This is a genomic window from Myroides sp. TSA_177.3 (assembly GCF_052691955.1).
The window spans coordinates 116,511-129,751 of sequence record NZ_JBQZGD010000002.1 but is presented as its reverse complement, the minus strand read 5'-3'; the positions used below and the strand labels follow the sequence as shown (position 1 = coordinate 129,751).

The window sequence follows — 13,241 nt, the reverse complement described above, 5'->3', positions numbered from 1 at the left end:
ATCATGAAAAAAATAAGTATCGCTTTAAGTGTTGTTTTTACTCTAGCTCTAACAACGGTAAGTTGTGTGGATAACCCTTATGTAACGGAAGACAACTACCTGAATAAACCCAATGCAGGACATAGCTGGGTGATTGGGTTGCAAAAACAAATGGCTTTAACCACTAATATTATTGTCATTAATGCCGAAATCACCTCTGACAATTACTTCAATAATTACACCCAATATTCGAAAGTATTTGATCAACCTCAAATTGATTATTTTGATCCTGACGTCAATAATTTGCAAGCGAGTATCCAAGCGTTGCGCGAAATGGCTACTTATGGATTGGAAGTTGTTTTACCAAAAGATCCAACCTTGACCGAAACGGATATTGCCTATATGAATTTCTGTAAGGGATATGCCAATCTATTAGGGGGAGAGCTATTTCTGGGGTTACCTGAATCGAACTTAGGCCCTGTTATTACAGCCCAAGACATGTTGAAAAAAGCCGTTGAAAATTTTACAAAGGCGTATGAATTAGAAACCAAAGCAGACAGTAAAAATGCCTATGCCTTGTTTATTGCACGTGCCAATTACCGCTTGGGCAATAAAGCACAAGCTAAACAATATGCAGAGATGGCTATCGCTACGCCAAACTTACTGTACAACATTCAGTTTGACGGTAAAAACAGCGTGCCAAATGAAATGCAAAATGCAACCTATGATGCCTTGCCGAATCGCTTAGCTCCATTGCCTCGTTTAGACTACCTTGATCCGAAGTTTTTCTCGGTGGGAACCCCACAAAATGATCAGAAATCACTAGCACTGGCTAAAGGTGAAGAAGGATATTTAATATTAGCTGAAATTGCTTTAGCAACACAAGATATAGCAGGAAGTAAATACCAGTTATACCAGCTTTTGGACTTGGTTGCTTCTCGACCAACGGAATTAGTGGATGACAAAAGAGAAACGAGAAATGGAGGAATCCGCCCAGATTATCCGTTGAAAGAAGTAAAGGTTCGCTTTGATGCAAACGCACCAGAAAAAGAAGGATATGTACTGGATCGTCAAAAAGGAAAAGTACTGGTGAGTAAAGTATCGGGAACCAAGGTAACAAAAGCCGATATTGAATCAATCACTACCGCAGATGAGTTGTTGTATACGATTTATTTGTTGCGCCAAGAAATCTTCATCAGCGAGGGACGTCGTTTGGCTGATTTGGGAATCAAATTTCCTATTTCGCAAATTGAAGCGGGAAACAATGCCCATGTTTCTGCGGAATATACCAAAGCGTTAATTCCTGATTTTATTCCGGCAAAGGCTGGGATGGATGATTTTACAACCGATGCAACAACGGGAACTGTAACGATGAAATACGACATGAATAAGGTATTGGTTACGCATAAGAATAGCCCATACATCATGCCTTTATTTAAATAATAAGTGAACAATGAGAAAAGTAATTTTAAGTATAGGCTTGAGTTGTGTATGGGTATGTACCAGCTGGGCACAGGACATCAAACACGTCATCTTAGTGAGTATTGATGGATTCCGTCCTGAATTTTACCAAGAAGAACAATGGGGAACGCCCAATTTAAAACAAATGGCAAAAAAAGGAGTATCGGCGAATGGGGTGCGTACTATTTTTCCTTCTGTTACCTATCCTTCCCATACAACCTTGTCAACAGGAACGCTCCCGCATAAGCATGGGGTATACTACAATACAACCGTAGGCGAAAATGGTCAACCTGGGGAATGGATTTACGATAGTAAAGACATTAAAGTACCTACAATTTGGGAAAAAGCAAAAGCAAAGGGATTGATTACGGCTTCGGTTTCTTGGCCAATTACGTTACACAATACGTTTATTGATTACAATTTACCAGAAATATGGGATTTTGAACGCCCAATGGATCGCATTACGCCAACCAAATTATACGCCACACCGAAAGGGTTGTTTGATGAGGTGATGACGCAAGCATTGGGGCAAATTCACTACAATCAGTTGAATTTAAGTAGTCTCGCAATGGATGAAAACCTAGGGCGTAGTGCTGCTTACCTCATCAAAACGTATAAACCCAATTTGCTAACGCTACATTTGCCAAATACAGATGGTGCACAACACAGTGAAGGTAGAGAAGGAGAAGAAGTAGCTCGTGCAATTGCTGGTGCGGATAAAGCAATAGGAAATATTTGGGATGCAGTGGTTCAGGCCGGATTAGAGAAGGAAACGCTTTTACTTGTAACAGGAGATCACGGATTTGTTTCCACAGATTTTAGTATTGCACCCAATATCTGGCTCAAAGAAGCGGGACTATTGGATCGTGCTTTTTTCTTTTCAACAGGAGGAAGTGCTGTATTGCAAGTGAAAAACCCAAAGGACCAAAAGATTGTAGAAGAGGTAAGTCAACTCATTCGCAAACTGCCAGAACGCTATCAAGCGATGTTTGAACGTATTGATGAATCTCTGATTCGCGCTAGAGGAGGAGAAACAAAAGCGAAGTTGGCCTTATCAGGAAAATTAGGCTATGCGTTTTCGAATCAATCAACGGGAGAAATCGTTACCCCAAGTAAAGGTGGAAAACACGGATACTATCCTAATTTTCATGAGATTTACACCGGTTTTGTCGCGTATGGCCCAGGCCTGAAAGCGGGATTAGTAATTGATGAACTGAATTTAGAAGATATTCCTGTACTGATTAGCAAGGTGTTGCAATTTGAAATGGAAGAAGCGGAAGGCATGTACCTGCCTCTTTTTGAATCAAAAAAAAATGAATCAAAAAAAGAAGGGAAGTAATTGTATTTTAACTGGAAAAGAGTGGAGTAGTAATCTTCACTCTTTTTTTATTTTAGGCTACTTGTATATCCACTTATAGGATAGTTCGAACTTGAGGAATAAGCGAGGAATAAGCAAGAAAGAAATAAGGGAAGAGTGAGGAAGATGTGAGAAAAAGAATTGACGATAGATTCGTGGAAAGGGGAAAATAATTCCATCATTTATTTTATACCTTTAGCCTATTCTTATTAAACAAAGCAAATGGCACTACAGAAAATTTTAGTGGTCGATGATGAAGAGAAATTGCGCAAGTTATTATCTCGAATTATTGAGTTAGAGGGATTTGAGGTTCACCAAGCAGAAAATCTAAAAGTTGCTGCTAAGAAATTGGCCCAACTGCCAATTGATGTGGTATTATGCGATGTGAAGTTACCCGATGGGAATGGCGTTGCTTTTGTCGAACAAGTGAAGGTAACGCATCCAACGGTGGAGATTATCTTATTGACTGCTTATGGCAATATTCCAGATGGGGTACAAGCAATGAAGAATGGAGCTTTTGATTATATCACCAAAGGGGATGATAACAATAAGATACTTCCCTTGTTGTATCGCGCCTTAGAGCGAGTAGCTGTCAATCGCAGTTTGGAGCAAAATAAAGTAGATTGTATTGAAGAAGCCACAGGATTTGATCAAGTAATTGGCAAATCTCAAGCTTTTATGGGGGCGATTCATTTGGCGAAGCGCGTAGCTCCTACGAATGCAACGGTATTGTTGACAGGAGAAACAGGAACAGGAAAAGAGGTGTTTGCCCAGGGGGTACATCAAGCAAGTACAAGAGCAACCCATAATTTTGTTGCTATTAACTGCTCCGCGTTTAGTAAAGATTTATTGGAAAGTGAACTATTTGGACATAAAGCAGGATCCTTTACCAACGCTACAAAAGATCAAAAGGGACTATTTGAAGAAGCACATCAAGGAACAATCTTCCTCGATGAAATAGGTGAGATGCCCATTGAGCTTCAAGCAAAACTACTTCGCGTGGTAGAAACGGGAGAGTTTTTAAAAATTGGAGAGACAAAACCAACAAAGGTAGAGGTACGCATCATTGCGGCTACCAATAGAGACTTGGAAAAAGAAATAAAAGAAGGAAACTTTAGAGAAGATTTGTACTATCGTATTTCTGTATTTGAGATTAACCTACCTGCTTTAAGGGAACGCGTAGAAGATATTCCCTTGCTAGCGATGCGTTTTTGCAAGCAATTTGCAGCAGCACAGCACAGTACGGTGCAAACCATCTCCAACGAAGCCTTAGAAGCAATGAAACGGTATACCTGGCCCGGTAATATTAGAGAATTGCGCAACGCTATGGAGCGCGCTGTTATTCTGTGTACGCATACGGCCCTACAACTGGATGACTTGCCTTATGAGGTGCAACAAAAATCCCAAACGGAAGGGGAAGGCCTTGCTGCTTTAGATTTGGCTACGGTAGAAAAACTCCATATTCAAAAAGTATTGCAACACACCAAGGGCAATAAAACCAAAACAGCAGAATTGTTGGGAATTGCCCTAACAACCTTATACCGTAAAATGACAGAATACAACTTGATGTAAGATTGAAATAATACTAGAAAAGCTCCCAATACGGGGGCTTTTTTCGTTTACACCTCAACTTCACCCTATCGTTTTGATAGGGTTGAACGACACAAACCCTATCAGAACGATAGGGTTTTTTTGATGCTGGTTGTTGTGCTTTTTTATAAGATATTGATTTGTATGTAGTTGTGTTGTTGGTGTAAAAGCTGGTATGGCATTCGCTTATACCTAGGCAAAATAATACATCATGAAAGCACAATATGCAGTACAAAGCAGGCGTAGCCCAAAGCGACTACACAACACAGAATGCGCACTTCACGCAATCAATCACAAGTTTACTCTAACTTAAAAACAAACCCATGACCATTTTAGCGTGTATCCTTTTAGGCGTTGTGTGCTTTGTCTTGTTTTACAAAGCCATTCAATTTTTTGATAATCTATAATTTATTAGACCCATGATTTTATTGTTCCTTATTGCGTTGGCAGTATTTGCTTATTTGTGCTATGTCCTACTCAAGCCCGAAAAGTTTTAAAGACAGCTTGAAAGAGACTGTGAAAGAAGTAGGTCTAACCCTACTAATCTTTACGATGGTATATGGCATAGTATACCTCATTCATCAGATTTTATTATTAATTGATTAATTAAAATGAATACAGAAATAATCGGAATCCTTGTCACCTTTTTAGTGGCCATTGGAATTTCCATTCCCTTAGGGAAATATATAGCAAAGGTTTATGCGGGACAGCCAACCTTTTTAGATACAATTATGTCGCCTTTAGAGCATTTCTTCTATAAGAGCAGCCGAATTAAACTAGAAGAAGGCATGACTTGGAAACAGCATTTAGTCGCTTTATTGACGCTGAATGCCGTGTGGTTTGTCGTAGCTTTTATTTTGCTACTGACACAAGGATCATTACCCCTCAACCTAGACCACAATCCGAGTATGTCGCCTGATTTAGCATTTAATACCGCCATCTCTTTCCTCGTCAACTGTAACTTACAACACTATGCAGGAGAAACTGGAGTAACGTATTTGGCTCAATTGGCGTTGATGTTTTTGCAATTTGTGAGCGCTGCCACAGGTATGGCAGCAGCAGTAGCTTTATTTGAAGCATTTAGAAATAAAACCACCACTTTGTTGGGGAATTTTTATGTGTACTTTGTGAAGTCAATTACGCGTATTTTATTGCCTTTGAGTGTGATTGTAGCCGCTATCTTGATCTTTCAAGGTACTCCTATGACGTTTGAAGGGAAAGATACCATCACTACCTTAGAAGGACAGCAAGTAGAAGTATCTCGCGGTCCTGCAGCTGCATTCATCGCTATCAAACACCTGGGAACAAATGGAGGCGGTTTCTTCGGAACAAATTCAGCACACCCTTTTGAAAATCCGACTTACTTGACCAATATGGTGGAGATGATTGCACAGTTGATTATTCCCTTAGCCATGATCTTTGCTTTTGGTTATTACATCAAACGCAAGCGATTTTCTTGGATGATGTTTGGGGTAATGACTCTGGGGTTTTTGTGTTTGGCGATTCCAAACGTAGTAATGGAAGCCAATGGTAATCCTAATATTACAGCTATGGGAATTGACAATAGCCTAGGAGCAATGGAGGGAAAAGAAGTGCGAATCGGTGCTGCAGCTTCGGGGTTTTGGAGCATTGTAACAACAGTAATCTCGACGGGATCTGTCAACTCAATGCATGATAGTACCATGCCGTTATCCGGAATGAATCAATTGCTCGCCATGATGATTAACGCCTTCTATGGCGGGGTAGGTGTCGGCATCTTGAATTTCTTTGTTTTCATCGTATTAGCAGTATTTATCAGTGGATTAATGGTCGGTAGAACGCCAGAGCTATTTGGTAAAAAGATTGAAGCAAAAGAAATGAAAATTGCGATGGTTATCGCTTTAATACACCCTTTCTTAATTTTGAGTAGTACCGCTTTAGGTGCGGCTTTCCCCGAATTTACAAAGGATACCTTAAACAACCCTTCCTTCCATGGATTTAGCGAAATACTCTATGAATATACGTCCTCAGCCGCAAACAATGGAAGTGGATTTGAAGGATTAGGAGACAATACGCCTTGGTGGAACTTCTCTACGGGAATTATATTGCTGTTGGGGCGTTTCTTACCCATCATTGGACCAGTAGCTTTAGCAGGTTTCTTAGCACAAAAACGCTATGTACTAGAAAGTGCAGGAACGTTAGCCACAGATACAACAACATTCGGAATGATTGTATTCACTGTTATTTTAATTGTAGCAGCGCTGGCTTTCTTCCCCGTGTTAACATTAGGCCCTATTGCAGATTACTTTACAATACTAAGTTTATAAAAAATGGCAATTCAACATAATCAAGCTCTTTTTCAAAAAGAGGTCGTACTAAAAGCAAGTAAGGAAGCTTTTAAGAAATTAGATCCAAGAACCTTGTTTCGAAATCCGGTGATGTTTACCGTAGAAATCGGAACAATTATTATGCTTGGTGTTTGTATCTGGATTTTATTCGGAGAAGAAAGTCAAGGGAGTTTGGGATACAATGTGATATTATTCTTCTTGTTATTTATTACCCTATTGTTCGCCAATTTTGCAGAAGCAATTGCGGAAGCAAGAGGAAAAGCACAAGCAGATAGTTTGCGCAAAACCAGAGAGGAAACACCCGCTACATTAGAAGATGGAACAAAAGTATCTTCATCAACCCTTTTAAAAGGCATGGTGTATAGCTGCGTGGCAGGAGATATAATTCCAGCAGATGGTGAAATTATCGAAGGCTTGGCAACGATTGATGAAAGCGCCATAACAGGAGAAAGCGCACCCGTCATCAGAGAAGCAGGAGGAGATAAAAGTGCGGTAACAGGCGGAACAAAGGTATTGTCTGATCGAATTAAAGTACGAGTAACCGCACAAGCAGGAGAGAGCTTCTTAGATAAAATGATTGCTTTAGTAGAAGGAGCCAACAGACAAAAATCGCCCAATGAAATCGCGCTAACTATTTTATTAGCTGGCTTTACCTTGGTGTTTACTCTTGTGATTATCACGTTAAAACCCTTTGCTGATTTTGCCAATGTTGCGCTAAGTATTGGAGCATTGATTTCACTTTATGTGTGTTTAATTCCCACAACGATTGGTGGTTTATTATCGGCGATTGGTATTGCAGGAATGGATAGAGCCTTGAGAGCGAATGTAATTACCAAAAGCGGTAAAGCAGTTGAAACGGCAGGAGATATTGATGTTTTACTATTAGATAAAACAGGAACCATTACGATTGGAAACCGAAAAGCAACGCATTTTCATCCCGCTCCAGATGTAGATAAAAGTGTATTGATCAAAGCAGCAGTATTGAGTTCCCTGCGTGATGCTACACCAGAAGGAAAGTCTATTATTGAATTGGCTCGTGTAGATCCAACAGATTTTACAGTAAACAACCCGCGTTTTATTTCCTTTACAGCGGAAACAAGAAGCTCTGGTATTGATTATGATGAGGTACGCATTCGAAAAGGTGCTGTAGATGCCATCAAAAGTATTTGTGTACAGGCAGGAAATGAATTTCCTTCAGCGGTTGCAGATTGTGTCCGCAAGGTTGCAGAAAATGGAGGTACGCCTTTGGTTGTGGCTCAAAATGAGCAAGTACTGGGCGTTGTAGAATTGCAAGACGTTATTAAACCGGGAATTCAAGAGCGTTTTGCGCGATTGAGAAAAATGGGAATCAAAACGGTAATGGTAACAGGGGATAATCCCATGACCGCAAAATACATCGCAACAGCTGCAGGGGTAGACGATTTTATTGCGGAAGCAAAACCCGAGGATAAGATGAACTACATCAAACGCGAACAAGCAGAAGGTAGATTGGTGGCGATGATGGGGGATGGAACCAATGATGCTCCAGCCTTAGCACAAGCGAATGTTGGGGTAGCAATGAATAGCGGAACACAAGCAGCAAAAGAAGCGGGTAATATGGTGGATCTCGACAATGACCCAACCAAACTCATCGAAGTGGTAGAGATTGGTAAACAATTGTTGATGACTCGCGGTACCTTGACCACGTTTAGTATTGCCAATGACGTAGCGAAGTATTTTGCCATTATCCCCGCTTTGTTCATTACGGCAATTCCCGCCTTGGAAGGCTTAAATATTATGCATTTATACAGCCCTGAGAGTGCTATACTATCTGCTGTAATTTTTAATGCCATCATTATACCTTGTTTAATTCCACTGGCTTTAAGAGGAGTCGCTTATAAACCTATTGGAGCCAGCGCTTTATTGCGTCGCAACTTATTAATTTATGGCTTAGGTGGAGTAATTGTACCCTTTATCGGTATCAAACTCATCGACCTTTTTGTCTCACTTTTTATGTACTAAACAAATGAAAAAAACGCTTATACCCTCAATTATATTAACAACCGTTTTATTTGTGTTGTTAGGAGGAATTTACCCTTTAGTTTTATGGGGAATTGCCCAAGTTGCCCCAAATGCGGGAGAAGGATTTATTGTGGAATCAAATAAAGGAAAACAGTATACCAATATTGGGCAATCCTTTACGACAGAGGCGTATTTTTGGTCGCGCCCTTCTGCTGTCGATTACAATGCAGCAGGTTCTGGAGCAAGTAATAAAGCCGCTACGAATGCAGCATATCTTGCAGAAGTAGAGCAACGCATAGTGGATTTTAGTAGACTGAATCCAACCGTTCAAAAAGAAGAGATTCCCGTGGATTTAGTTACCGCTAGTGGTAGTGGATTAGACCCCCATATATCAGTTCAAGCTGCACGTGTGCAAATCGCGCGTGTTGCGGTACATAGAGGAATAGAAGCTAGTCGTTTGGAACAATTGGTTACAGCACAAACACAGCATCCGTTGTTAGGTGTATTCGGGCCAGAAACGGTCAATGTTTTAGCACTGAATATGGCATTAGATGCTTTACAATAACATGAAAAAGAGATTTTCTTTGGTGGGTGCGCTAGTCATCGGCGCACTTGCTTTTTCATCCGTACAAGCACAAGAACGCAAATGGATGGACGACCTCCAGGTACAAGCTTATGGGGAATTGTATTATATGTACGACTTCAATCAATCCCAATCAGGGCAGTTGAACAATTTTTTGTATTCCTATAATCGACATAATGAGGTGAACTTGAATTTTGGAATGGCCAAATTGAGCTATACCAAAGAAAGGGTGAGAGCCAACTTAGCTTTGATGGCGGGAACCTATGTGAAATCAAATCTAGCCAATGAACCCGAGGGATTAAAAAATATATATGAAGCCAATATAGGGGTGAAGTTATCCCCGACACAAGCACTGTGGTTAGACGTTGGTATTATGCCTTCTCATATTGGATTTGAAAGCAATATAGGAGCGGATATCATGACGATGACCCGCAGTATGATGGCGGAGAATTCGCCCTATTTCTCATCGGCTGTAAAACTGTCGTATAGCACACCCAATCAAAAGTGGTTCCTAGCGGTAAACGTAATGAATGGGTGGCAACGCATACAGCGTCCAGAAGGAAATTCAACATTAGCCGTAGGACACCAATTGACTTATACGCCCAATGCCGCATGGACCTTGAATAGTAGTTCTTTTATCGGCAGTGATACCCCCGATGTGGAGCGCAAGATGCGTTATTTTCACAACTTATATGTTGCGTATCAGTTCAACGAGCAGTTAAAGTTACTTGCCGGTTTTGATATAGGCATGCAACAAAAGGAAAAATACAGTAAGGCCTATAACACGTGGTATGCCCCATTGATTATGGGACAGTATAAAATCAGTGATGCCTGGCGCGTGGCGGCAAGAGTAGAGTATTACGGGGATAAAGAAGGGGTAATTATACAGACAGATACAGCGCATGGTTTTCAAACTTGGGGGTATTCAGTCAATGTGGATTATCAAATTACAACAGAGGTATTATGGAGAATAGAAGCCCGATCGTTTAATAGTAAAGATGCGGTGTTTAGTAGAAATGATCACGCCGTATCAGGACAAACGGTTATAGGAAGTAGTATCGCAATTCGTTTATAGATGGAAAGAGAAACGCGTCAAAGTGCAGAAGATTTTTTAGCACTTATTCGTCGTGCTAAACGAGGAAAGTTTAAGGTATATATTGGGATGAGTGCCGGTGTGGGTAAAACCTATCGCATGTTGATGGAAGCGAGAGATTTACAACGCAATGGCATCGATGTCAAGTTGGGATTTATCGAAACACACAACCGCCAAGAGACCCATGCACTTTTAGCAGGATTGCCTCTTATTCCTCGAAAAGAGGTCTTTTATAAAGGGAAAATGGTAGAAGAATTGGACTTGGAAGCTATTTTAAAAGAACATCCTGAAATCGTTATTATTGACGAATTGGCGCATTCCAACATTGCAGGAAGTAAAAATGCAAAACGCTGGCAAGATGTGATGGAGATATTAGAGGCAGGTATCAATGTGATATCTGCCTTAAATATCCAACACATTGAAAGTTTAAATAATGCAGTGAAAGACATTACGTCCATCGATGTGATGGAACGCGTCCCGGATAAGGTTCTACAAGAGGCGGATGAGGTTGTTAATATCGACCTTACCGCAGATGATTTGATTGAACGATTAAAGGAAGGAAAGATTTACCCTCCTGCTAAAGTACCGGCAGCCTTGCAAAATTTCTTTACGTCATCGAATATTCTTCAATTGCGCGAGCTAGCTTTAAAAGAAGTAGCCTCTCATGTGGAGAATAAAGTAGCTTCTGAGGTGAGTATGTCCGTATCAGCCAAACCAAGTCGATTCATGGCTTGTATCAGTTCGAACGATAAACACGCCAAAAATGTAATTCGAAAAACAGCGCGCTTAGCCAGTTACCTCAATTCAAAATGGTATGTGCTTTATGTACAAACGCCCAAAGAGCATCCAGATAAAATTGCCCTAGACAAGCAGCGACATTTGATTAATAATTTTAAATTAGCTACTGAATTAGGCGCGGAAATTATTAAAAGTGAGCATCCTAATATTGCTAAGGCTATTATGGTTCAGGTAGAACAACGACAGGTCACAACAATCTGTATTGGAAAACCTCGATTGCGTTTATACCAGATTATTTTAGCTACTAATGTATTCAATCAGTTGTTGAAGAAACTGACTTCTTTACCCATTGATATTATAATTTTTTCGAAATGAGAATTAAAACAAAACTAACGTTAGGTTTAGGCCTTCTATTCACGCTAATTATTTTTTTAGGGGGAATAGGAGCGGTATACATTCACTTTTTAAAGCTTGATACACGCAATATCCTACACGACAATTACAATTCACTGTTATATGCCAAGAGTATGTTGCGTGCATTAGATAAGTCGGGGGATGGTCGTTTGGCTCAGTTTGAAGAACAATTGAAAAATCAAGAAGGGAATGCGACTGAAGTTGGTGAAAAGGAAATGAATAGTACGTTGCGTAACTATTTTGAAAACTATAAGAAGAACGGACAACGTCAGGAGGATGTCGTTCAAATTAGGGAATGGTTGATTGAAGTGATGGAGATGAATATGCAGGCGATTGCACTGAAGAGCGAGTTGGCCAATAAAACAGAGGTGCAAGCAACCATCTGGATTGCTATTGCAGGAACTGCCTGTTTTGTCATTGCTTTAGGCTTGTTGATTAACCTGCCTTCCAATATTGCAGATCCCATTCAGAAGTTAACCGCCAGTATTAAACAAATTGCCAGTAGCAATTATAAAGAACGCGTATTTTTAGATAAAGATGACGAGTTTGGAGCCTTGGCTCAATCCTTTAATACCATGGCCCAAAAGTTAGAAGAATACAACAGCAGTCATTTGGCTAAACTGATGCGTCAGAAAAAGAGAATTGAAGCTTTAATTAACAATATGTCCGACGTTGTCATCGGTTTAGATGAGAATATGCAAGTGATATTTGTCAATGAAGAAGCTTGTAAAGTGCTAGGATTAGAAGAGGATGAAATGGTTGGGAAAAACAGTAAGGATCTCGCGTTATACAATGATTTAATGCGATTATTACTGAAGGAGATGAGTCTAGAACAAGTCGAAAAAGAACCGCTCAAAATTATCCACAACGACAAAGAAAACTATTTTGACAAGCAACTCTTGCCCATTGAAATTACCCCAACAGGAGAAGAACACGAAGAGTTGGTAGGGCATGTAATTATTTTGAAAAATATTACCGAATTTAAAGAACTTGATGCTGCGAAGACTCGATTTATCGCCACGGTTTCTCATGAATTTAAAACCCCTATATCCTCGATGAAAATGAGTTTGCAATTGTTGAAAAATGAGCGAATAGGTACATTAAATGATGAGCAAAATACGCTGATTGACAGTATTCAGGATGATGCAGGACGATTGTTGAAAATTACTTCGGAGTTGTTGAACCTGACGCAAATAGAAAGTGGTAAGATCGCGATGAATAAGCAATCGTGTTTAGTTAGTGAGATGGTACAAGACGCCGTAGAAGCCAATCACAGTCAAGCCGAACAAAAAAGAATTACACTCGAAGTGAAGCTTCCCGAAGTCTTACAACCAGTCGAAGTAGATGGAGAAAAAACAATCTGGGTATTGACCAACCTGATTGCCAATGCCATTAATTACTCCCATGAATCTTCAGTAGTACAAATCACTGTAGAACAACAGGAACAAGGAACCACAATTAAGGTGAAAGACGAAGGAATGGGGATTCCGCCCGAATATTTAAACAAAGTATTTGATCGTTACTTTAGAGTACCAGGTACCCATAAAGAAGGTACAGGGTTAGGTTTAGCTATTAGCAAAGAAATTATCGAAGCACAGCAAGGGACTATCACAGTACATAGTGAGTATGGCGTGGGAAGTGAATTCGTTTTATTGTTGTACTAGTAAAAGAGGTGAGAAAATAGCTAAATAATAAGAA

Annotated in this window: 10 protein-coding genes; all 10 read left to right on the top strand. The window is 40.1% G+C overall.

Annotation, left to right across the window (positions count from 1 at the left end; genetic code table 11):
* Window positions 1-3: 3 nt before the first annotated feature.
* The 10 genes from ACUTSE_RS02660 to ACUTSE_RS02615 all read left to right on the top strand — a co-directional run bounded on the left by ACUTSE_RS02660 (window position 4) and on the right by ACUTSE_RS02615 (window position 13,207).
* Complete coding sequence (locus ACUTSE_RS02660; RefSeq protein WP_445639124.1) at window positions 4-1,422, top strand: tetratricopeptide repeat protein; 1,419 nt, start codon at window positions 4-6, stop codon at window positions 1,420-1,422.
* Between the two features lie 10 nt (window positions 1,423-1,432).
* A complete protein-coding gene (locus ACUTSE_RS02655) occupies window positions 1,433-2,779 on the top strand; it encodes an alkaline phosphatase family protein (protein ID WP_445639123.1) in 1,347 nt (448 codons plus the stop codon).
* Window positions 2,780-3,019: 240 nt separating this feature from the next.
* Window positions 3,020-4,369, top strand: a complete 1,350-nt coding sequence (locus ACUTSE_RS02650) for a sigma-54-dependent transcriptional regulator (RefSeq protein WP_445639122.1) — start codon at window positions 3,020-3,022, stop codon at window positions 4,367-4,369.
* A gap of 437 nt (window positions 4,370-4,806) precedes the next feature.
* Window positions 4,807-4,884, top strand: coding sequence for a K(+)-transporting ATPase subunit F (kdpF, locus tag ACUTSE_RS02645; RefSeq protein ID WP_081474131.1), 78 nt, complete (start codon window positions 4,807-4,809; stop codon window positions 4,882-4,884).
* A 114-nt stretch (window positions 4,885-4,998) separates the two neighbouring features.
* The gene (kdpA, locus tag ACUTSE_RS02640; RefSeq protein WP_445639121.1) at window positions 4,999-6,693 is read left to right on the top strand and encodes a potassium-transporting ATPase subunit KdpA; all 1,695 of its coding nucleotides are present in this window, start codon (window positions 4,999-5,001) and stop codon (window positions 6,691-6,693) included.
* A 3-nt stretch (window positions 6,694-6,696) separates the two neighbouring features.
* Window positions 6,697-8,715 (top strand): potassium-transporting ATPase subunit KdpB, encoded by a 2,019-nt coding sequence (gene kdpB, locus ACUTSE_RS02635; RefSeq protein WP_445639120.1) that lies wholly within the window; start codon window positions 6,697-6,699, stop codon window positions 8,713-8,715.
* 4 nt (window positions 8,716-8,719) lie between these two features.
* Window positions 8,720-9,280: a potassium-transporting ATPase subunit KdpC gene (gene kdpC / locus ACUTSE_RS02630; protein ID WP_445639119.1), complete on the top strand. Its 561-nt coding sequence runs from the start codon at window positions 8,720-8,722 to the stop codon at window positions 9,278-9,280.
* A 1-nt stretch (window position 9,281) separates the two neighbouring features.
* Window positions 9,282-10,373, top strand: a complete 1,092-nt coding sequence (locus tag ACUTSE_RS02625) for a porin (RefSeq protein WP_445639118.1) — start codon at window positions 9,282-9,284, stop codon at window positions 10,371-10,373.
* Window positions 10,374-11,504, top strand: a complete 1,131-nt coding sequence (locus tag ACUTSE_RS02620; protein ID WP_115090580.1) for a sensor protein KdpD — start codon at window positions 10,374-10,376, stop codon at window positions 11,502-11,504.
* The gene (locus tag ACUTSE_RS02615; RefSeq protein WP_445639117.1) at window positions 11,501-13,207 is read left to right on the top strand and encodes an ATP-binding protein; all 1,707 of its coding nucleotides are present in this window, start codon (window positions 11,501-11,503) and stop codon (window positions 13,205-13,207) included. The genes ACUTSE_RS02620 and ACUTSE_RS02615 overlap by 4 nt, the downstream gene beginning before the upstream one ends.
* The last annotated feature ends 34 nt before the right edge of the window (window positions 13,208-13,241 follow it).